The 20,176-nt window shown below is 66.0% G+C and carries 20 protein-coding genes and 2 tRNA genes; 9 read left to right on the top strand and 13 right to left on the bottom strand.

Annotated elements, in window-relative coordinates:
* Nucleotides 1-70: 70 nt before the first annotated feature.
* From EPN29_00950 to EPN29_00930, 5 genes are read right to left on the bottom strand one after another with little or no spacing between them, the layout of a single operon-like run.
* Nucleotides 71-1,717, bottom strand: a complete 1,647-nt coding sequence (locus EPN29_00950) for a divalent metal cation transporter (GenBank protein TAN34916.1) — start codon at nucleotides 1,715-1,717, stop codon at nucleotides 71-73.
* Between the two features lie 6 nt (nucleotides 1,718-1,723).
* Nucleotides 1,724-3,028: a magnesium transporter gene (locus EPN29_00945; GenBank protein TAN34915.1), complete on the bottom strand. Its 1,305-nt coding sequence runs from the start codon at nucleotides 3,026-3,028 to the stop codon at nucleotides 1,724-1,726.
* A 49-nt stretch (nucleotides 3,029-3,077) separates the two neighbouring features.
* Nucleotides 3,078-3,548 carry a DUF1003 domain-containing protein gene (locus tag EPN29_00940; GenBank protein ID TAN34914.1) on the bottom strand — a complete coding sequence of 157 codons (471 nt, stop codon included), beginning with the start codon at nucleotides 3,546-3,548 and terminating at the stop codon, nucleotides 3,078-3,080.
* Nucleotides 3,549-3,592: 44 nt separating this feature from the next.
* Nucleotides 3,593-4,264, bottom strand: a complete 672-nt coding sequence (locus tag EPN29_00935; protein ID TAN34913.1) for a cation transporter — start codon at nucleotides 4,262-4,264, stop codon at nucleotides 3,593-3,595.
* Nucleotides 4,228-4,653, bottom strand: a complete 426-nt coding sequence (locus tag EPN29_00930; protein TAN34912.1) for a universal stress protein — start codon at nucleotides 4,651-4,653, stop codon at nucleotides 4,228-4,230. Before EPN29_00930 ends, EPN29_00935 begins: the two co-directional genes overlap by 37 nt.
* Nucleotides 4,654-4,940: 287 nt before the next feature.
* Between EPN29_00930 and EPN29_00925 the strand changes: the two genes are divergently transcribed.
* On the top strand, nucleotides 4,941-5,360 hold the full coding sequence (locus EPN29_00925) for a hypothetical protein (protein TAN34911.1): 420 nt from the start codon (nucleotides 4,941-4,943) through the stop codon (nucleotides 5,358-5,360).
* A 240-nt stretch (nucleotides 5,361-5,600) separates the two neighbouring features.
* Here the strand turns inward: EPN29_00925 and EPN29_00920 are convergent.
* A tRNA-Arg gene (locus EPN29_00920) sits at nucleotides 5,601-5,677 on the bottom strand.
* A 129-nt stretch (nucleotides 5,678-5,806) separates the two neighbouring features.
* Complete coding sequence (locus EPN29_00915) at nucleotides 5,807-6,076, bottom strand: hypothetical protein (GenBank protein ID TAN34910.1); 270 nt, start codon at nucleotides 6,074-6,076, stop codon at nucleotides 5,807-5,809.
* A gap of 6 nt (nucleotides 6,077-6,082) precedes the next feature.
* Between EPN29_00915 and EPN29_00910 the strand changes: the two genes are divergently transcribed.
* The 3 genes from EPN29_00910 to EPN29_00900 all read left to right on the top strand — a co-directional run bounded on the left by EPN29_00910 (nucleotide 6,083) and on the right by EPN29_00900 (nucleotide 9,381).
* Nucleotides 6,083-6,676, top strand: coding sequence for a hypothetical protein (locus EPN29_00910; protein ID TAN34909.1), 594 nt, complete (start codon nucleotides 6,083-6,085; stop codon nucleotides 6,674-6,676).
* Between the two features lie 1,283 nt (nucleotides 6,677-7,959).
* Entirely contained in the window at nucleotides 7,960-8,451 is a 492-nt protein-coding gene (locus EPN29_00905; protein TAN34908.1) for a recombinase family protein, read from the top strand.
* A gap of 51 nt (nucleotides 8,452-8,502) precedes the next feature.
* Nucleotides 8,503-9,381 carry a hypothetical protein gene (locus EPN29_00900; GenBank protein TAN34907.1) on the top strand — a complete coding sequence of 293 codons (879 nt, stop codon included), beginning with the start codon at nucleotides 8,503-8,505 and terminating at the stop codon, nucleotides 9,379-9,381.
* A 311-nt stretch (nucleotides 9,382-9,692) separates the two neighbouring features.
* On the opposite strand, the gene EPN29_00895 is transcribed toward EPN29_00900, so the two are convergent.
* From EPN29_00895 to EPN29_00885, 3 genes are all read right to left on the bottom strand, one after another.
* A complete protein-coding gene (locus tag EPN29_00895) occupies nucleotides 9,693-10,475 on the bottom strand; it encodes a hypothetical protein (protein TAN34906.1) in 783 nt (260 codons plus the stop codon).
* Entirely contained in the window at nucleotides 10,472-11,089 is a 618-nt protein-coding gene (locus tag EPN29_00890) for a sigma-70 family RNA polymerase sigma factor (protein TAN34905.1), read from the bottom strand. Before EPN29_00890 ends, EPN29_00895 begins: the two co-directional genes overlap by 4 nt.
* A gap of 697 nt (nucleotides 11,090-11,786) precedes the next feature.
* A tRNA-Arg gene (locus EPN29_00885) sits at nucleotides 11,787-11,862 on the bottom strand.
* A 66-nt stretch (nucleotides 11,863-11,928) separates the two neighbouring features.
* On the opposite strand from EPN29_00885, the gene EPN29_00880 reads away from it, so the two are divergent.
* Nucleotides 11,929-13,449 carry a carboxypeptidase M32 gene (locus tag EPN29_00880; GenBank protein TAN34904.1) on the top strand — a complete coding sequence of 507 codons (1,521 nt, stop codon included), beginning with the start codon at nucleotides 11,929-11,931 and terminating at the stop codon, nucleotides 13,447-13,449.
* On the opposite strand, the gene EPN29_00875 is transcribed toward EPN29_00880, so the two are convergent.
* Complete coding sequence (locus EPN29_00875) at nucleotides 13,450-14,340, bottom strand: hydroxymethylglutaryl-CoA lyase (protein TAN34903.1); 891 nt, start codon at nucleotides 14,338-14,340, stop codon at nucleotides 13,450-13,452.
* A gap of 20 nt (nucleotides 14,341-14,360) precedes the next feature.
* Between EPN29_00875 and EPN29_00870 the strand changes: the two genes are divergently transcribed.
* Complete coding sequence (locus EPN29_00870) at nucleotides 14,361-14,651, top strand: DUF167 domain-containing protein (protein ID TAN34902.1); 291 nt, start codon at nucleotides 14,361-14,363, stop codon at nucleotides 14,649-14,651.
* Here the strand turns inward: EPN29_00870 and EPN29_00865 are convergent.
* Nucleotides 14,632-16,365, bottom strand: coding sequence for an exo-alpha-sialidase (locus EPN29_00865; protein TAN34901.1), 1,734 nt, complete (start codon nucleotides 16,363-16,365; stop codon nucleotides 14,632-14,634). The genes EPN29_00870 and EPN29_00865 overlap by 20 nt on opposite strands.
* 124 nt (nucleotides 16,366-16,489) lie before the next feature.
* Nucleotides 16,490-17,491, bottom strand: coding sequence for a hypothetical protein (locus tag EPN29_00860; protein TAN34900.1), 1,002 nt, complete (start codon nucleotides 17,489-17,491; stop codon nucleotides 16,490-16,492).
* Between the two features lie 141 nt (nucleotides 17,492-17,632).
* On the opposite strand from EPN29_00860, the gene EPN29_00855 reads away from it, so the two are divergent.
* From EPN29_00855 to EPN29_00845, 3 genes are all read left to right on the top strand, one after another.
* Complete coding sequence (locus EPN29_00855) at nucleotides 17,633-18,070, top strand: hypothetical protein (protein ID TAN34899.1); 438 nt, start codon at nucleotides 17,633-17,635, stop codon at nucleotides 18,068-18,070.
* A 99-nt stretch (nucleotides 18,071-18,169) separates the two neighbouring features.
* Nucleotides 18,170-18,601 carry a hypothetical protein gene (locus EPN29_00850; GenBank protein TAN34898.1) on the top strand — a complete coding sequence of 144 codons (432 nt, stop codon included), beginning with the start codon at nucleotides 18,170-18,172 and terminating at the stop codon, nucleotides 18,599-18,601.
* A 430-nt stretch (nucleotides 18,602-19,031) separates the two neighbouring features.
* The gene (locus EPN29_00845) at nucleotides 19,032-20,117 is read left to right on the top strand and encodes a sugar ABC transporter substrate-binding protein (GenBank protein ID TAN34897.1); all 1,086 of its coding nucleotides are present in this window, start codon (nucleotides 19,032-19,034) and stop codon (nucleotides 20,115-20,117) included.
* The last annotated feature ends 59 nt before the right edge of the window (nucleotides 20,118-20,176 follow it).

Below are 20,176 nucleotides of genomic sequence, written 5' to 3'. Positions count from 1 at the left end.
CTACCGAGCGGCACGGGCGAACATTCTAGCCCTGGGCCCGGTTGAGGCTTGTAAGCGGTTGGTTAAGAAGCTAGTGGTGACCCAGAGCGATCTGAACCGCTTTGACGACGAGCAGGATGACGGCCACCACCAGGTAGCCGCGAAGCGCCAGCATCGCGACCCTCCGGCCCAATGACCACTGCGGGCGCTGGAGCAGCGCCAGCCCCGGCATGCGCCAGTTCTCCTTCTCGGCCGCCGACATCGGCGGTTCCGCGACACCACGACCGCTTCGCAAGATCAAGACGGCGGCCGCGAGCATGGCCACGGCCAGGAGCGCGCTGAGCACGACGACCAGCGTGCCCACGTTCAGGGACGGAATCAGAGTCGAGACGACCAGGATCAGCGAGAGCTCGAGCAGCACGCTCACGATCAAAGTCGCGACGACGTTCAACCAGGGCTTGTTGACCCATGGCCCCAGGACCTCGCGATCGTTGCACAGCAGGACGAGGAAGACCGACGCGCTGGGCAGGAGAATGCCCGCCAGCGCCTGCACCGCGGTGGTGATGAGTCCGAGCGGCGCCCTGGGGATGAGGACGATCGCCGCCGACAACGCGACCATGGCCGCGTATGAGCCGTAGAACGTCTTCGCCTCGCGAATGCCGCGGTGCAGCGAGTGGTGGATGCCGAAGACGTCGCCGAATGCGTACGAGGTGGCGAGGGTCACGGCGGACGCCCCGACGATCGATGCGTCGAACAGGAGCACCGCGAAGATCGCGCCGACGACGGGGCCGATGTGCTGCTGGAGCCCGATCGCGGTCCAATACGCGTTGCTGAAATTGCCGAAGTCTTTGGTCCCCGCGAAGGCGGAAGCGGCGGCCATCATGATCGCCGCCGCGCCGACGACCACGACCACGGACCCGATGGCCGTGTCCGCCTTTTCGTAGCTGAACCAGCGCGGCGTGATGCGCTTGTCGACGACGTTGGACTGCTGAAAGAACAGCTGCCATGGGGCCACGGTGGTGCCCACGATGGCGATGATGAGCAGAGCCGCGTCGGAGGTGAACCCGCCCTCGATACCGGGGACGAAAAAGCCCTTGAGCGACGCCACCGGTTCGGGGTGGCTGAGCACGGCCAGCGGCAGGACGAGCAAGCTCACGCCCAGGAACACGAACATGGCGCGCTCCCACCGCCTGAAGTTCCCGCTGACCGTGATGAGGATGAGGATCAGCGCCGCCAGGGGCACCGCGATGTACTGGCTGATTCCGAAGTATTCCGCGGACAGGCTCACGCCGATGAATTCGGTGACGATGGTGAAAAAGTTGAGGATGAAGAGGTCGCCAACCGAGAACCATCCCCAGAACCGGCCGAACCGCTCATTGATAAGGCGCGCATGGCCGACGCCGGTCACCGCCCCAAGCCGCACCACCATCTCCTGGTTCACGATCAGGACGGGGATCAGGAGGAGCAGCGTCCAGAGCAGCGAGTAGCCGTAGTCCTGGCCCGCCTGCGCGTAGGTGGAAACGCCGCCGGCGTCGTTGTCGCCGACCATGACGATGATCCCGGGGCCGACGATCGCGGCGAGGGTGAGCAGGCGGCGGCGCCAGGTCCGGCGGGGGGCGACGTCGCTGAGCCGGATGGTGCCGAAGGCGCCGTGGATGTCGCCGACGTGCGCGGTGTCGAGAACGGCCGAGGTGGGGACCGGGCGCGAGTTTTCCTGCAGTGGCTCGCGCTCAGCCATCCTGGCTCAGACCCCGGAGCTCGCTTCGACCCGATTGCGCCACTGTTCGGGCACCAGGGCCTCAATGACATCGTCCGAGGAGATCGCCCCGATCAGAGTCCCGGCGGCGTCCGTCACCGCGAGCGCCGTCAGGTTGTAATCCGCCATCAACAGGGTCACGTCGGCGAAGTCGGCGTTCCCGTGGACGCAGCAGTTGGTCAGCTCCAGCTCGTCGACCGTGCGGGTGCCGTCAGTGCGCAGCAGGTCGACCACCGCCACGCTGCCCACGTATTTCCCATCCGGCTCGGTGACGAAAACGGTGCCGAGGAGCGCGTGAGGCGACTTGTCATCCGCGCGTACCGCCTCCAGCGCCGCATCGACGGTCGAGTCACGGTTCACCGAGACGTAGTCCGGGCTCATCGTCCCCCCCGCGGTGCTCGGGTGGTATTGCAGAAGCTTGCGCAGCTTGTGCTGCTGGCTTGCCGACATCAGGTCGAACACCGGCTTGCGGCGTGCCTGGTCCAGCTCCCCGAGCAGGTCCGCGGCGTCGTCGGGCGCCATGCGGTCGAGCACCCGCGCCGCCTCCTCATTCGACCTTGACCTGAGGAACTCCACCCGGTGCTCGGCGTCGAGCTCCTCGAACACGTCGGCCGTCAGCTCGGCGTCGCCCTCGACCGCGTGGATGATCTCCTCGCCTTCCTCGTGCGAGGCCCCTTCGACGATGTCCGCGATCTGCGCGGGATGGAGGCGGCGGAGCCGCTGCAGGGGCATCAGCAGCTTGGCGGTGGGGACGTGCCCGACGAAGGGCTGGACGTCCTTCCAGTCCAGGATCGCGTGACGGCGGAGGTCGGGCCGGCCTCGACGAGGCACCCAGCGCCGGAGCATCGCGCGAGGGCTGCGGTCGATGCCCTGCAGCCGCCAGCCATCCTCGTCCTGCGCCAGGACGAGGTCGTGCGCCTGGACGATGCGGCCGCGCGCGACGTCGACGAGATGGCGGCCGAGCACGTCAGCGGCCAGCAGCACCTCGCCGGGTCGCCGCTGGAACGCTGCCGTATGCAGGGTGTGAGTGTTGAGGCGCACGGCACCCGGCGCCAGCTTGTCGATCAGCTCTCGCCCGACGAAGACATCCTGCGCGCCGACGCGAACCTTCAACCCGGTGATCGGCGGGTAACCGCCATCGAGGAGCCTGACGATCAAATCCTCGACTCGACCCACCGGCTCGCCGGCAGGGTTCAGCACGGGGCTGCGCAGGAGCTGCGTCACCATGACCCGCCGATGGTCCCGTGCACGCTTCGGGTGATCCACGTGTCCGTCCTGTGGTCTTTCAGTCATCTGAATACCGCTGAGCGGTCCTCCACTTCGCCAAACCAGCCCGCGCCGACTATCTTGCCATCTTCCTGTCCAGCCCTTGCATGTGCGCGATGATGTGTTCCAGCGCGCGGTCCTGGGCCTTCAGGTGGCTCTGCATCTGCAGGCACTCGTGCAGGATCGCCTCGGCGTCCTGGTAGGTGACCACGGCGCGCTTGTCGGCGGCGCCTCCAAGCACCTGCTGGCCGACCATGATCACGAACATGAGCAGCAGCTGGACGATGTTGCCGAGGAACAGCAGGAAGGCGAACGGGTAGGGGTCGACGCCGTGCAGCGGGCCCCAGACGAAGCCGGCCAGGACCATCCAGACGGCCATGACCCCGGCCGCGACATAGAAGGCCCACATCGTGCCCACGCTGCGAGTGATGGCCGCGCCCAGCCGGCCATTGAAGCCGACGTGCTCGTCGGCCACCTTGGGTGGCGCCTTCAGCTTTCTCTTCTCCGTATGCGGATGTGGCTCGTGGACGAAATCAACCGTTGCCATGGCGCGCTTGCCTCCAATCAAGAAGTGGACGTGATGTGATCCCTTCAGTCACGATGCCCGCCCGTTGCCACCTCGATCGCTTCCCGAGTCTCGGGCACCAGCCAGATCAGAAGCGCCAGGGCGGCGACGTACTGCAACCACCAGATGCCCGACAGCATGCTCAGTCCGAGTCCCGCGAGCGTGACGCCGGCCATGAACGCGCAGGTGATCGTCTCGGCGACGTCGGCGCGGAGCGAGGCGCTGTCGATGATCCGGTTCGCCCGGTTCTTGCCCAGGGCCAGGACCGGCATGGCCACCAGCGCCACCGCCGCGACGCCGATTCCGAGGAGCGAACCGTCGGGCTTCAAGCCGAAGAACAACCCCGCCAGCGACGTGCCCACGACATAGATACATAAAAGGACGAGGAGAACCGCGGCAACGCGGGCCGTCCACGCTTCCAGACGCTCGACCTCGCCCGAGGCCGCGCCTGAAGCCTCCACCGACAGGCGCCGCAGCAGCACGATGCCGCTCAGGAGCTCGATCAACGAGTCGAAGCCAAACGCGCTGAGCAGCACGCTGCGGGCGATGATTCCGGCCGCCAGCGCCGCGACCGCCTCGACGACCATCCAGCCGACGGTCACCAATTCGAGCCTGACCCCGATCCCGACGGCGTGCGCTCGGTGCCGGGTCGCCGCCGTGCTCACTCGGGCGGGCTCGGCATCAGCAGCAGCGGACATTCCGTGCCATGAGCGATCGTTTTGGCGACGTCGCCGAAGATCCGCTCGCGCAGATTGTGTGAGCGGTGGCTGCCGATCACGATCAGGTCCGCCTGAAACTCCGCCGCCTTGGCCAGGATGAACTGGGCGAGCTGGTCGGGCCGGTGGCTGTCGATGTCGGATGAGGCCTTGACACCCGCTTCGACGAGCTGCCGGGCGATCGCCTCGCCGAACCGGAACGACTCCGGGATGGTCTCCTGCTCCAGAACGGCCACCGGCGTCACGATCCGCTCCCGCATGTGGATCACCAGGACGGTGGAGCCGAACGCATGGGCGAGCCCGGCGACCACCGGCACGGTCTCACCCGCGTCTTCGGAGTCACCCACGGCCAGCAGGATCTTGCCGAACATCAAGCCCTCCTCGTGATGAATCGATTGCCTCGGGGTTGATTATCGGAGCGGATCACCGTCCGCTGACGTATCTGGCAGATCCACGTCGAGACGATCGCGTTCCGGGGCGCTGCTGCCGGCTCCCCTCTCGCCCATCGCCCACGGGTTCGCGATGCGCCGGCCTATTTCGGCGCGGCCGTCATCGTGTCTGGTTGAACTCACCCTGGCGCGGGTTCGCGATACACGTGACGCCGTATGGTCCGCCGGTGAATTGAACAACGACCCGCGCCCAGGTCCGACGGACGACCGTGGTCGACGTACCGGCGCCGCTCGTCGTCGTCGGACTCTCGAACTTCGGATACACGGTCGCGGTCCACGTCCACGACTGGGTCGTACCCGTCACGACGACCTCAAAGGTCACCGGCTGGCCCGGAGCTGTCACCAGCACGTTCGTGTTCTGGCTGTCGATTCGGCACGACAGCGAAACCGGGGCCGGCACCGGTGATGGGCCCGGCGTGGGGTTCGGAGACGGCGAGGGCGACGGCGTCGACGATGGTGCCGGAGACGTTCCCGGCCGCGGTGACGGTGTCGAACGCGGTGTTGCCGCGGGCGCCGGCGACGGAGCCGGTACGCCGACGCTGCTCGGGGAAGGAGACCGGCTCGGAGACGACGACGGCGTCGCGACGGTCGGTGACGGGGAGACGGCTACCGTCGCCGCGCGGGCGTGACCCGCGGACCTGTGCGCCAGGGACATGCCGATCAGCGCGCCGACGGCCGCGACTCCGACGACGACCGCGACGATTACGGCCCGCTTATTGATTTTTCGGCTCCGCGAACCGCGCCGAAAAGCTCGGGTCGAATGGCTGGACGAAGTCCGTCAGTTGCCATTCGACCTCAAGCGCGCGCACGGGCACGGTGTGCAAGTGTGACGTATCCCGCGGGCCCACCTCGGGCTCAGGCTTCAAAAATGGCGCCCCGCGAGGGATTCGAACCCCCGACCTTCTGCCTAGAAGGCAGCTCCTACTGTAGTAAGCGCTAGGAAGGCCGATTTCGAATTGGGGTTCGAGTCCTCCGACCTGGGCCGTAGTTTCCGTAACGCGAACCGGATCGAGGTGTGTGGACCGACGATCGACCTAAGCCGGACGATCCGGCGACATGGTGTCGAATCCGCCGATTAGCAGGCGTTGATCAGGCACGAAATGCGCGCCGCGACAGTGGCCAGGATCCCCCAGTCGGGCGTAGCGATCAAGGTCATCCCTGTACAGTAGCCAGCATCTCTGCGGTGGCTCCCGACAGGCGCGACGACCCCAAGCAGCAAATCCAGTACGCCGTCGACAAGCTGCCAGCTGGCGATCGGATCGTGCGATCGGCAGGGCTGGACGCTATCGGTCAGCGTGATATCGGCGCCCGCGTGCCCGCCGGCCTGCCACACGACGCCGACCACCAGGTAATGAGTGTCTTGCGATTCATCGCCGCGTATGTGATCGACTCCGGGGCTCGGATCATCGCCGGCCAGACGTTCGCGTACGGATGGACCATGCTGCGATTCAACGATTCACGCCCGAGCATCTTGGAGATCGAGGAAGACACCGAACCGCTGGGTCCCGACCATCCCACACATTGGGGACCGGGGGTTCAGCGAGCGATCGCGTTGCGGCGGGCCGGTGAAGCAGTGATGCGCCGCAATCGGCTCACGGGCCAGGCCGACTACCCGAACCGAGGACACTTCGCTCTTGCGTGCGTCCACATCACCGACGACTACACAGGAAGGCTCGTCGCCGAGCGCGGTACGGTCGACCGATCAACCTCGCCTTGGGGCTCGGGTTGGCAGCTGCATTGCGGTGGCGCCGATCATCCCGCCGACCAGTGGCACCGTCACCACCTCACTCACCTGGTCCACCCGCGACCATTCGTCATGCCGTACCTATGTATGCCGGAAGGCTCGATGGTCGTGTTCGAAGAGGGTCGCGCGATCGTTTGGGGGCCCGGCTCGAACGCCGGTGCACCCGATCCTGAAGATCCACACGCGTGGCGCCTCGCCTGACGGCCAAGCGTCTCTGGAGGATCGGGTGGGGGCGCGGCGCGGCCAACACGTACTCGGAGGCTGGACTCGGTAGGACAGAGTGACTTCGGTTCGCGTTACGGAAAGACGAGAGCCGACGACAATTTCGCAAGAGGGTTCGCAGTGGGGGTCGCAGTCAAGTCCACAAAACCGGCCTAAACGAGATCAAAAACGCGTTCACAACTCCGGACAGTATCCGTAAACACATGCGTGTGCTTACTGCCAGTCAAGTAGTCGCTCAAGTGGCGCATGCCAGTTACGTTTCGAGCTCACCGGAAGACCAAACCACCCGAGAGAGAGTTGGCCAGAAATCAGTTTCGACATCGACCAATGGGCTGATCGGGAACCAGCTCCGAGTCACCTGAGCCTCCGCGCAGAGACCATCGACAAGCGCCGAGACCGCGAGTCAACTGGCGCGGCGGGGTGGCCAGCGCCGGCGTCGAAGTAGGTCCCGGTCCTGGCGGCGCATAGCCAGCGCGGCGGCCTGTGTCTGAGCTTTGTCTCTCCGAACGAGTTCGCGACGCAGAGCGAGAAACAGGCTCGCGTCGCTGAGGCGACGGGCGTGCCGCGGCGTGATGCCCAACTCGGCGGCGATCTGACCAAATGTCAGGCCGAGCCGGCGAAGGCAATGCACCGAAATCAAGCGGTACAGCCGACGGTTCCGCTCAGGATGTGCGTGGAGTTCATCCACGAGTGCAAGCTCGCGATCGCGCCACACTCTCGCTTTTGGAAGGACCCCTTCGACAAAAGACCACGACCGTTCCAGGTCCTCCTCCGCGAACTTCTCCGGCGCAGGCCAGCCCCTATGCGGTCTCGGATAGGACGCAAGGACCTCAGCGTCCACGTAGTAAGCGCCGTGCGGCCCTCGAATCGCCCGCAGCCGTCCCGTCCGGATGTGGACTCGCAGCGTCTCGACGTGGCACCTCAGACGGTGGGCAGCTTTGTCTAGCTTCACCAGCCTCAGCGCTCGCATTTCACCAAATCTCGCAGATTCAAGGTGAGTGGGACCTTTCTGAATGGAGATTGTATAGATATGAAACGGCACGCGCCTCGCTGGCGAACCTCGCCCTCGGCCCACGTGCGACCGGGGGTCAGACTCGGACCCCGGTATCCACGGGATTCGCTGGTGCTGAACATCGCTTCGCCGCGGATCGTCCCGATGTCGGATGAACACTTTGCGCGCGCGGTTGAAGTCCTCGCCGAGCTGCTGGTGGACCTAGGACGACGCGAAGGGGATTCCCCTTCAACGAAGTCCGTGATAAGACGTGTCCGTGTCTGATAAGCCATCGCCATTCGTGAGCAGCGCCGTTCGCGTGGCGACGTACACACGAATCTCAACCGACGAGGAACACCAGCCGTTCTCGCTCGAAGCCCAAGCGCAACGTCTGGGTTCGTACATACAGAGCCAGGACAGCTGGCAACTCGTTCATCGCTTCACCGATCAGATGAGCGGCTCGACTCTGGATCGTCCCGGTCTTCAGCAAGCGTTCGCTTTCGCGCGAGCGAAGCGTTACGACATGCTGCTCGTCTATCGAGTCGACCGTTTGTCGCGCTCCGTCCGAGGCCTGGCGCAGATCCTCGAAGACCTCGACCACGCCGGCGTGAGTTTCCGCTCCGCGACGGAGCCCTTCGACACCGGTACGGCGGCGGGTCGGATGATGGTCCAGATGCTCGGCGTATTCGCCGAGTTCGAGCGGGCGACTCTGATCGACCGTGTGATTGCGGGCATGGAGCGCAAGGCTGCTCGCGGCGAGTGACTCGGTGGGCAAGCTCCTTACGGCTATCGCCTCAACCGAGACACGGCGCTCTTGGAGACGAACGAGGCAGAAGCGCCCGTCGCACGCCTGATCTTCGACCTCTACACGAAGAAGCGACTTGGCGCGCGCGGCGTGGCGAGCTATTTGTCGCACCACGGCTACCGGTCGCGACCCGGTCAGCTCTGGAGCCATGTCAGCGTCCTCAACGTGCTCCGGAATCCGGCGTACGTGGGCAAGATCGCCTTCCGCGACGTGCGGTACGACGCGCCTCACCCTGCGCTCATCGAAGCTGACGTCTTCGCCAAAGCCGAACGCCTTCTGCGATTGCGTTGCGAAGACGCTTCGGCACGGCGCAGCAACACCACCGACTTTCTGCTCAGTGGGCTCGTTGTGTGCGCCTCGTGTGGGAAGCGCTACGTGGGTACCGCCGCTCATGGCCGCAACGCGCGCTATCGCTATTACACGTGCTTCTCAAGGAATCGCCACGGCAGGCAAGGCTGTCGCTCTGACGTTCTGCGGGCGGATCTGCTCGACCAGGCGGTCCTTGAGTCTCTGATGGCTACATATGCGGACTCAGAAGTCGTCGGTGCCGCTATCGAGCGTTGGCACTCACGGGCCGCCGAACAAGGACCCGACAGCGCGTCACAGGTCCGGCGCCTGGAGGCGGAGATTTCAGGGAACGAGTCTGCCGTGCAGCGCTACTTCGACGCCTTCGAGAACGGCCGGCTACCTGAGACGCGGTTCGCTAGTCGAGTTGACGCCCTTGAGCGTCGGTTGACTGACCTTCGTGCAAAGCTCGAGGAAGTCCGCGACTCCGCGAAAAGCGTCGAGGCGCCGAGCAAGAAGGCCGTGCGGGACGTGGAGGAGGCACTCCGCGACGCGATGCTCAACGGCACGCCCGGACAGCGAAAGCGCTGCTCAAAGAGCTGATCGTCGAGGTCAGGGTCGAGAGTCGCGACAAGATCGTCCCAACCTTCCGGCTTCCCACTGCGCCGGTTCGCGTTACGGAAGCAGTGGTGGGCCGTAGCTCATATAAGGCGACGCTCCGGCGGACAGGAGCCTTGGAGATCCTCCGCCGCGCGCAATCCAGCCGCACCCAGAGTCGAGTGAGCTTGCGTGACCAAGAGACCAACGACATTCAGACGCCTTCGAACACGCTGTGCCAGGCCTCTGGATCGTCACTGCGGCCCGCCAAGTCTTCAGCTGAACGACTACAAGATGTACTACATGAAACGCGGCGATTATCGAAGGCCGGAGATCACAGCCTGGATCACCTCTATCGACAGCCCATTCGACTGGCTACCTTTTTGGCCTGACGGTGATGTCATCACCGGCACCAGTGAAATGTCAACCCCATCAAGTGTCTTCCAAAAGACGCTAGCGATGGCCTTGCCATCTGGACAGCGAACAAAGACGTACTGTCCGCCTTGAATCGTCTCGACGCTAGAACAGAGCGGTCCCGTATAGCCTGGCCCAATTTTCTGATTAATCACGAGAGGAGCCGACGGGTGGAGATCCAAGAATTCGTTGAGCTGAACTTCGGTCCCGTCTATCGTGTAATCCAGCGTCACCGACCCGCCTGTCATTGGGGCCGGCTCGCTCGCCGGAACAACCTCTGGCACGTATGTGACCGAGTTCAGCGCAATCCCCGCACGCGGCTCCACGATTAGCACCTGGAATCCTGAAAGGCGACTCGCCTCGTCGATAGACGTGATGATGGGGTGACCCGGCCAACCCATGTGGGCCGGAAAGTTCCCGCCCGACGACTGCGTGACCGGTTTCCCGAATACGAAGGCAGGTCGCGTCAACGTCGTGACCGCAATGGCCGTCCCACCAACGAGTGTCACGAGGATAGCGGCAACGATTGCAACCGCCAGACGGTGACGCTGACCAACATGGACCCCGGTGATTCGGGACACTGGTGGTCGCATGCCGTGCGCTCGCTCCCACACGACATCTGGCTCGATCACACGGACGGTTCTAATCCGGGTGGCCAACGTCCCCTCGCTGAACTCTGCGTTCATCTTGAGCCCCTCCTTTCGAGTTCCTGTTTGAGCGCCAAAAGCGCTCGTCGCGTAGCGGCTCTAGCAGCGACTGGCGAGAGGCCCACCGCCTTACCGACTGACTCGTAGTCGAGATCGGCCCCGAAGCGTAGACCGATCAACGTGCGGCTGTGCCCAGGCAACGAGCGGATCGCCGCGACTATGTCCGCGGACTCGACGCGAGCGTCGACGTCAGGCCAAGGCTGGCCTTTCCGCTCGAGTAACAGGAATACTCGTTCGACCAACATCCTTCGCCGGCGTGCGGCACGACCGAAGTCGCGGGCTGTGTTCTGGACGATCCGCCACAGCCAAGCCTCGATGCCGCGTCCCTTCGCCGTCCAGCGTGGAAGTGCCCTCATGGCGCGGAGCAACGACTCCTGCGCGATGTCCTCGGCTTCGGCATCGCTGCTGGCGACCAACGCGGCGAACCTGCATACAGACTCCCCATAGCGGTCCCAGAGCTCCTGTGGCGTCAAAGCACCGGTGCTAGCACGGGAACGCCGATCTCCCTCGAGCGTTGCCACGGCGACCTCGCTCACATAACTACTAACGCCACGATTCGGAGTTAGCGGCCGCGGCTGCCTCACATTCGCCATTTGACCTCATGGCCACGCCGAGTGGGCCATGGGTAGCGCCCGCGAATGATGGAGTACGCCGCGGGCTCGGCAGATTACGTCGTGTGGACGCCTGACGGCCACTCCTGGGTCGCTCAAGATGTCCAGGACGGAAGCGTGACCAGCTTCGGGCTACCGGCGGACGGCATGCACTTCGCGCAGTTTCCGTTTATCGCCGGCAATGATCTCATTTGGTGGTCGGGAGGTCTAACCACGTTGGTCGACCTAAGCACGGGAAGAGGCTTCGACTTTCCCGGAGGCTCTGCCGCCGGAGCCGGCGATTTGCTTGTGCTCACTGGCATCCGAGGTACCAGGGAGACACTTTCAAGCGTAAGGGTGTCGACGCTGGGGCCAATCACCAACTGCCCACACTAAGACATCAAAGCTGCCGGGTTGGCGCCCCGCGAGGTGTCTGAGTTCAAGACATAAGCGACCGGTAGTCGGGTGCATGTCTCAGGACATAGTGGACTCCACCTGGAGGTGGGGCCATGGATCTTGGGCGGTTCCTCGTGGAGGCAGTCGTCGTCAGCGGAGCCAGCCCAACTGAGCTGGCACGGTCTCACCCAATCTCCCGCAGCTCGACCCCGGCCGTGACAGTCAGCCGGCCGCTCTCAACACCGGGTCTACGATCTCATGAGACATAGAGCAAAAGAGTCCACTATGTCCTGAGACAGGACATTGGCGCCCCGCGAGGGATTCGAACCCCCGACCCTCTGCTTAGAAGGCAGATGCTCTATCCACTGAGCTAGCGGGGCGGCTGCGCCATTCGGGAGAATACGCGCAAGGCTCGCGAGCACGCGCACACGCTTGGGGCACAGAGTATGAGCGAGAAACTGGAGCGGCTGAAGGCAATCCTGGCCGAGGTCACCGACCTCAGCCGCGCCGCCGCGTTGCTCGAGTGGGACCAGGAAACCTACATGCCGCCCGGCGGTGTCGCCGCGCGCGCTGAGCAGCTCTCGACGCTCCTGCGGATGTCCCACGTCCGCCTCATCTCCGACGACGTGGGCCGCCTGCTCGACGCGCTCGAGGACGAGGTTTCGAGCCGGCCGTTCGACTCATACGAAGCGAGCCTGGTCCGCGTGACGCGACGGGATTACGAGCAGGCTCGAAAACTGCCGCCCGAGCTGGTGGCGGAGGCCGCGGCGGCGGGTTCCACCGCACGCCCGGTATGGGAGAGGGCGCGCCGCGACGCCGACTTCAAGCTCTTCGCCCCATACCTCGAGAAGAACGTCGAGCTCAACCGCCGGATCGCTGACTCACTCGGCTACCAGAAGCGGCCTTACGACGCATTGCTCGACCGGACGGAGCCGGGCATGACCACCAACGAGCTGGAGACGATTTTCGACCAGCTCAAGAAGGCCATCGTGCCACTGATCGCGGATATCGCGCGGCATGCCGACGCCGTCGACGACCGGGTGCTGTATCGCGGGTTTGAGCCGGCGCTTCAGGTCAGGTACGCCCTCGAGCTCGTCTCCACGCTCGGCTACGACCTCGAACGCGGCCGGCAGGATATCTCGACCCACCCTTTCTCCACCTCGTTCGGGCCCGGCGACGTGCGCATCACCACCCGCGTATCGCGCGACTTCTTCAACGAGTGCCTCTTCGGCTCGATCCACGAGTCAGGCCACGCCATGTACAACCAGGGCATCGGCCATGACCTCGATCGCACTCCGCTGTGGGATGGAGCCTCGCCCGGTGTGCACGAGTCGCAGTCCCGCCTCTGGGAGAACCTGATCGGCCGCGGCCGCGCGTTCTGGAAGCACTTCTACCCCAGCCTCCGCGCCACTTTCCCGGAGCCGCTGCGCGGGGTCGATGACGAGGCGTTCTTCAGGGCGGTGAACAAGTCGTACCCATCCCTCATCCGCGTGGAGGCGGACGAGGTGACCTACAACATGCACGTCCTGCTCCGGTTCGAGCTCGAGAACGAGATGCTCGAGGGCACGCTCAAGGTGAGGGATCTACCGGAAGCGTGGAGGGCTCGGGTCGAGTCGTACCTTGGCGTCGATGTGCCGAACGACCGCGAGGGCGCCCTGCAGGACATCCACTGGTCGTCGGTCAGCTTCGGGATCTTCCCGGGCTACACCCTCGGCAACCTGATCGGCGCGCAGCTCATGGAGAAGATGCGGGCCGACATCCCCGACCTGGACGCGCAGATCGAAAAGGGCGAGTTCACGAACCTGCTCGGCTGGCTGCGGAAGAACGTGCACCGGCACGGCCGAAAGTTCACGCCGAACGAGCTGCTCGAAAGGGCAACGGGCAAGCCGCTCACGGCGGCACCGTGGATCGAGTACGTCCAGAGCAAGTTCGGCGCCCTGTACGGGCTGGAGTCCACCAGGGACTAGCTAGTTCCGATAGGGAAAGTCGCCCGCGCGCGCGACCAGGCCGGGCAGTTCTCTACCGAGCTGCCCGCCCAGCCACCGCGAGGTCTCGATCAACGCCGCCAGGTCGATGCCGGTATCGACGCCGAGGCCGCGTAGCAAGTAGACCAGGTCCTCGGTGGCGATGTTGCCCGTCGCCTTCGGCGCGAACGGGCACCCTCCCGCTCCCCCGACCGAGGCATCGAGTGAAACCACCCCCTGGTTGAGCGCCTCCACCGCGTTGGCGAACCCGGTGTTGCGCGTGTTGTGAAAATGAGCCCCGGCGGCCGCCCCGAGTCGCCTGGCCCCCCCGACCAGCTCCTTGACCTGAGCCGGCACCCCGACCCCGATCGTGTCGGCCAGGCAGATTTCATCCGCGGGCACCGCCATCAGGCGCTCGACGATGCCGAGCACCCGTTTCGCCGGCACCGGTCCCTCGAACGGACAGCCGAACGAGACGCTCACCGTGACCGTGATGGGAAGCCTGTCGACGCGCGCTCGCGCCACCAGCGCCAGCGCCGTTTGCAGCCCCTGCTCGGTGGTGGCGTTCTGGTTGCGCCTTCCGAACTCGTCGGTGGCGGCAAACGCGTAGTGGACCTCATCGACGCCCGCCGCCAGCGCGCGCTCGTAGCCCCTTTCGTTGAGGACCAGGCCGGCATATGCGGTTCCCGGCCGCCGCCGCAGCGCCGCCATGACGCCCTCCGCCCCCGCCATCTGCGGGACGAGTTTGGGGTTGACGAAGCTCGCCGCCTCCATGCGCCTGAGGCCGGCCGCGGCGAGGCGATCGCACAGCTCGGCCCGAACGGCGACGTCGAGGACCCGCGCCTCGTTCTGCAGCCCGTCACGGGGGCCGACGTCGCAGACGATGACCGACACACAGATAAGGTAGATCGGCTGTGCTCATCAGCGTCCGCGTCCATACCCGCGCGTCGCGGGCGAAGGTGGCCTGGAAGGATGAGGGGCTCGAGGTCTGGGTGACCGCGCCGCCGGTCGCCGGCGCCGCCAATCAAGCCGTTTTGCAAGCGGTCGCCGGCGAGCTCGGAGTGCCGATCTCGGCGGTCAGGTTGCGTTCAGGAGCACGCGGCCGGACCAAGCTGGTGGAGGTTGCGCGCGCCACGCGACGAGGGGCGGGCGGCGGAAGCGTGGCGCCCCGCCGCCCGTCGATCATCAGCCGGCGCCGGCCGTGACGTTGGCGGTGTAGATGTTCTGGTCGAGACCGCCGGTGTCGAAGCAGGCGCGAAACGACGACAAGCAGGTTCCGCCCGCCGCCGGGTCGCCGAGCACGTCATCGCCGTCGACGCCCCCGGTGCCCCCGCCACCCAGGACCGCGTCACGCTGGTCGGTCCAGACCGCGGCGATGGAGCCGCCGACGGCCGAGACCGTGATGTAGTCGCCGAAAAACGGCACCAGCCGCCCGCCGAACTGCTCGAGGTTGGGGTTGGTGAACGCGGTGGTCAGCTCCTGGTGCGACCAGCTGGCTCCACCATTGGTCGAGCTCGAGTACCGCACCGCCAGGCACGCGCTGCCCACGCCGGTCGGACTGTTGCAGGGCGGGCGGGTCGGTTCGTAGTTGACGTCATGCCGGCTGTCGTAATCAACGACGCTCAGCCGCCCGCTCGACGCCGTGATCCACGGAAAGAACTGATGGCCGGACGCCTGCGGGTCGACCGCCGCGGCGGTGGACCAGATCGCGCCGCCGCTGCTCGACTTCACGAACTGGGTCTGCCCCTGCCCGGAAGGCAGGGCGGTCATGAACGCCATGTAGATGTTGCCGCCATCGGTCGCGATGGTCGGCTGGGCGAGGTCGAAGCGAGGGAAGGTGAAGCCGGTCGGGCAGGCGAACAGGCCGTCGCCACAGTCACGAGCGCCATTCCCGGAGAAAGCGCTCGAGGTGAAGGGGTTGAACTGCACGACGATGCTCGCCTTGCTGAAGGTCTGCCCGCCGTCGGAGGAGCTGGCGAAGGCGGCCCCCTCGACGAAATTGCCGCCCAGGGCCCTGGTGCCGCCGGTGGTGGCGAACCACGAGACGTAAACCTGGCCGCTGGGACCGATCGCGATGTTCGGGCCCTGGTTGTTGCACACGCTGCTGATCTTCATCGGCGCGCTGAAGGTGGCGCCGTGGTCGGTCGAGCGCGAGAAGACGATCTCGTTGCAGCCTCCACCGTGGAAATCGGACCACGCCGCGTAGACGTTGCCGGCAAAAGGCGAGCCGGTCTGGTCGACCTGGATCCCGGTCTTGTCATTGAAGGATCCCAGCCCGAAGGTGTTGGCCGCGAGGATCACGGTCCGCACGTAACGCGAACCGTCAGTCGTGCTGTCGGAGGGGTTGGCTGGGGCGTAGGTCGCCACCCACACATCGCCGGTGTTGTCGCGGAACGCCCCGGATCTTCCATCCTCGAAGCCGCGGTTGAAGTTGTTGCCCATGAAAAAGAGGTTGCCATCCTTGTCCCAGGCCTGGACCGGGTCGCCGGCGGCGATGGCGCCGCCGAGCGCCATCTGGTGCACCGGGCTGGCGAGGCCCTGAGCGGAGGCGTCATGCAAGTAGCCCGGGAGCAGGGTGTCGACCCAGGTCGTGCCCCCGTTGCCGGAGCGGTAGAAACCGGCCCACGCGTCGTGGTTGGTCGGCACCGTGCAGTAGTCGTTGCTGCCTGACGTGCGCACCATCGTGTTGCGCGGATCGATCGCCAGGGTCGGCTCGTTCTGCATGCGCCGGTCGGTGCCGCATCGGACCAGGGTGGTGTCGGTATAGGTCCCGCCACTCAGCTGATCGGCGCTGAGGTACACGCTGCCCGCGTCATGGGTCACCCGGATGTTGGCCGGCGGGCCGGCCGCGCCCGGTGAGGCTTGGGCCAGCACCACGACCAGGGTGCACGGCAAGAGCAGGAATCGAATTCGTCTCACCACTACCTCCTTGCTGGCCGATCGGAGCGCCGAGCGCCACGCCGCTCGAGTGCCCCTGCCTTCTCCACCGAGCCTGCCACAAACCGCCGCCCCCCGCCAGTCTCGAATTCAGCCGCACCCGCCGCTAGGGCGAAACCAGGTCTCGCATCGGACGCGCGCCGGCCGCCTGGCCCAGCCGCCCGACGCCCAACAGGTCCTCGATCGTCGCCAGAAGGGAGTAGTGGGTATATGGCTGGTGGCTCACCCGGTGGCTGAGCCAGCGCCCCACGACCAGGGTCAGGACGCGATTTCCGGCGCTGCCGTCGTCCTCGTCCCAGGTGATGAGCAGGATCGCGTCGTCGCCCCAAGCCTTCGAACGCATGATCAGGGTCACGGTCTGGCGCAGCCAGTCGTCGCCGGCCGGCACCGGGCAGTCGTGGGTGTCGTGGCACCGGTCGGGAGTGATCCAGGCGAAACGCGGGGCCGGGCCGGCGAGGTCGGCCGCGAGCGAGGTGAGGGGCACGACGTTGGCGGGGCATCGCCCGCCGTAGAAGGCGAATGGGTTGTGGCCCGGGTCATATGGGAGGGGGCTGTCGAGGCAGTCCCGCGAGGCAAGGCCCTCCATATAGGCGCGCCAGCTCACCCCGGCCGCGGTCAGCTGGTCGCCGAGGTCTGATCTCGGGAGGACGTGGTAGCCGTCATCCGCCACGCCCCAGGTCTGCCCCGACGTCAGCGCCAGGTAGTTCGGCACGCTGGGGCGCGCCACCGCCCGGTAGTTCACCGCCTCCCTGTACCTCGCCGCGAGCGACGCCGTGAAGGGCCCGGTCAGCGCCTCCTGCGGCGATTTGTTCTCCATCACGATCACGAACACGTGCCGCGGCGCCGGCGGCGCCGCCTGGGAGCCGGCCGTGCAGGCGCCCAGAAGCAGACCGGCCAGGGCCAGACCGGCGAGCCGTGACCTGGCTCCCATCACCTTCTTATCGTGCGGCCTCGGGCGTCGTCCGCAGCCACTCGAACGCCGCCCGGGGCGCGCCCGCCGGTGGTAGCCTCTGCCCACCATGACCGAGGTCCGGGTGAACAGTGAGCTGGTGGTGCGATGCGAATGCGGGTTCGAGGCTCGCGGCCGGGTAAAGACCCTCGTCCCCATCGTTCAGAAGCACGGCCGGGAAGCGCACAACATGAAAGTGACGCGCGAGCAGGTGCTCGCAATGGCACGCCCGAGCTGACACGACGCCCTCGGCGCGGCGAACCCTGGGCGACCTCCGGGCCGGTCCAGGCCGAGGTGTTCGTGCTCCGGCTGCGGGCTGGGAGCGCCGAGCTGGCCGGGCCCTGCGGCCCGGATCCCTGGTATGTCGAGGTCGGGGCCGACGACGATCCGGTGGCGGTCGTAGCGCGGCTCTCGCGCGACCTCATGGGCCCCCCTCTCCTCGTGCACTCGACCTCGTGGCGCCGCCACCGCGGGTCGGTCGTGCTGAGCTTTGTCGTCGTCAACGCGGAGCACCAGGCGCCCCAGCTGGCCGGCGTACCGATCACCCGCATCGAGCTCGCCCGCGCGGGGACCACGAGCGCACCCACCGCGATCGCCTCCTGGCAGGTCCTGGAGCACGGCCTCCGCCATCTCGCGTGGCTCGCCAAAGAAGACGCCACCGTCAAGGCCACGCTCAGCGACGAGTGGAAGCAGGTGCTGGCGGATTACGTGCCGGAGCCGTTCCGGCACCTGACATAGAGGTTTCGGGTACTTCCGCACCCTCCAGCGTTTGTTCTGGCCGGAGAGGGCGATGGGAGCGGTATCCCTGCCCGAAGCCAGGAAGCCAGGAGGCAACGGATGTACAAGTTACGACTCGCGATTCTCGGGGTGAGCGCCGTCGTGGTTCTGGGAACCGGAACCGCCCTCGCCAGCACGGCGACGACCGCCGGCGACGGCAACTCCGATTCGCACGGCGACAGCGTCTCATTGGCGGCACGGACGACGTGCCCGCACGGTCCGGGCGACACCCACGGCGATTGCGTCAGCGCGATCGCATCGAGCAAGGCCGAGTCCAAGACCGAGGACGCCTGCAAGGCGGGCGACCGCACCGAAGACGCTTCTGAGAAGGCGGGCGACCGCACCGAAGACACCTCCGAGAAGAGCGGCCGCGCCAGCAAGGCCGGCGACCACGCCGAGGACAAGTCGGAGAAAGCCGCCGACCGCACAGAGGACTCCTCGGAGAAGGCGAAGGTCAAGGCCTGCGAGGCCGCCGGGCACCCGGCCGGCTAGGGGGTTCTAACGATGACCTGGACTGATACCAGCCGCTCCGCGTAGAAGTTGATGCCGGCGGCGGCAGGGGTCATGCCCGGCTCCTGCCGCCCCGGAACGGATCCGGCGCGGCTCAAGCGCGGCCGGGATTGTCGGCCGCGGCGGTGACGATCGTCGCATTCTCCTGCTGGAGCTTCACCTCGCCGATCGTGCACGCGACCGTGGTCGTCGCCTTGTAAGGCGACGTCGGTCACGACACCGCGCCCCGCGTCTCGTCGAGGCGCGGGTGGCTCGGCGTCAGGGCCGCAAAACACGCCCCTCGGTCATTTTGTTGCCGCTCGCACAATTTCGCGAATCACCCGGATCTACGGTGACCTGATTCGCCCGCCTAGAGCAGGTTTTGGCTGGCCAGCGGAAGTCGCCGCAAGAGACTGAGGAGGAGATTAACTCAATGATTCCCAAGAGGCTCCGGTTAGGGCGTGGTCTGATCGGGGTCATCGCATTAGCTGCCGCGGTCGTCCTCGGCGGCTGTGGATCCGTGGGCGGAACCACTCCCACCACCCCCCCGTCGCTGGTGGCGCTTCTGCTGCCCGACAACACCACCTCGCGCTGGGAAGGCCAGGACCGGCCGAACCTGATAGCCGCGTTCAAGAAGCATTCACCCAGCACGACGGTCGTCGTCTACAACGCGCTGAACGATCCCAGCAAGCAGCAGTCGCAGGCCGAAGCGGCGCTGGCCAAAGGGGCGAAGGTTCTGATCGTGATTCCGGTCGACGCCGTCGCCGCCGCCAGCATCGTGACCGAGGCGCATCAGCAGAAGGTCCCCGTGATCGCCTACTCACGGCTGATCAAGAACACCAACCTTGACTACTTCATCGGCAAGGATTCAGAGGCCGTGGGCAAGATCCAGGGCCAGTGGCTTGCGGATCACACCAAAACCGGCGACAACATCGCGCTGATCAACGGTTCGCCCACCGACAACAACGCGCACCTCTTCAACAAGGGCTACATGAGCGTCTTGAAGCCGCTGTTCGATTCGAATGAGCGGCACCTGGTCGGCGACCTGTGGACCGACGGCTGGGACCCGGCCAAGGCCCAGGAAGAGATGGAGCAGGTCCTCACCAAGACCAGCAACAACGTGCAGGGCGTCCTCTCGGCCAACGATGGGATGGCAGGCGGGGTCATCGCGGCGCTGCGCGAGCACAACCTGGCCGGCAAGGTGCCGGTGACGGGTCTCGATGCCACCTTGGCGGGTACTCAGCGCATCCTGCTCGGGACCCAGGGCATGTCGGTGCTGCAGCCGATCCCGGTCTTCGCGGACGATGCCGCACAGCTCAGCGTGTTTCTCATCAAGGGCGAGAAGCCGCCGGCCGACTTCTTCCAGTCGGTGACCAAGAACGGCGCGGTGGACGTCCCCACGGTCTTCGTGCCGACGGTCCCCATCACCAAGGACAACATCCAGGTGCTGATCCAGAACGGCCTCTACACGAAGGCCGACCTCTGCAAGGACATCCCGGCGGGCACGGGTCCCTGCTGATTCACTGACGGGCCTACCGGTGCAGCGAACCACGGTTTCCAATCAACTCAATCCCGATA

The sequence above is a fragment of the bacterium genome, assembly GCA_004299235.1.
Lineage (GTDB): Bacteria > Chloroflexota > Dormibacteria > Dormibacterales > Dormibacteraceae > SCQL01.
Note: the sequence above shows the minus strand (reverse complement) of the source record. Positions and strands in the feature narration are given on the sequence as shown.

Excerpts from the sequence above, each read along its gene's own strand:
- EPN29_00845 (TAN34897.1), top strand. The coding sequence starts at position 19,032 with ATGATTCCCAAGAGGCTCCGGTTAGGGCGTGGTCTGATCGGGGTCATC.
- EPN29_00945 (TAN34915.1), bottom strand. The coding sequence starts at position 3,028 with ATGACTGAAAGACCACAGGACGGACACGTGGATCACCCGAAGCGTGCA.
- EPN29_00930 (TAN34912.1), bottom strand. The coding sequence starts at position 4,653 with ATGTTCGGCAAGATCCTGCTGGCCGTGGGTGACTCCGAAGACGCGGGT.
- EPN29_00890 (TAN34905.1), bottom strand. The coding sequence starts at position 11,089 with ATGGCGAATGTGAGGCAGCCGCGGCCGCTAACTCCGAATCGTGGCGTT.
- EPN29_00895 (TAN34906.1), bottom strand. The coding sequence starts at position 10,475 with ATGAACGCAGAGTTCAGCGAGGGGACGTTGGCCACCCGGATTAGAACC.
- EPN29_00935 (TAN34913.1), bottom strand. The coding sequence starts at position 4,264 with ATGTCCGCTGCTGCTGATGCCGAGCCCGCCCGAGTGAGCACGGCGGCG.
- EPN29_00880 (TAN34904.1), top strand. The coding sequence starts at position 11,929 with ATGAGCGAGAAACTGGAGCGGCTGAAGGCAATCCTGGCCGAGGTCACC.
- EPN29_00850 (TAN34898.1), top strand. The coding sequence starts at position 18,170 with ATGTACAAGTTACGACTCGCGATTCTCGGGGTGAGCGCCGTCGTGGTT.
- EPN29_00950 (TAN34916.1), bottom strand. The coding sequence starts at position 1,717 with ATGGCTGAGCGCGAGCCACTGCAGGAAAACTCGCGCCCGGTCCCCACC.
- EPN29_00860 (TAN34900.1), bottom strand. The coding sequence starts at position 17,491 with ATGGGGACGAGGGTCTTTACCCGGCCGCGAGCCTCGAACCCGCATTCG.
- EPN29_00940 (TAN34914.1), bottom strand. The coding sequence starts at position 3,548 with ATGGCAACGGTTGATTTCGTCCACGAGCCACATCCGCATACGGAGAAG.
- EPN29_00910 (TAN34909.1), top strand. The coding sequence starts at position 6,083 with ATGAGTGTCTTGCGATTCATCGCCGCGTATGTGATCGACTCCGGGGCT.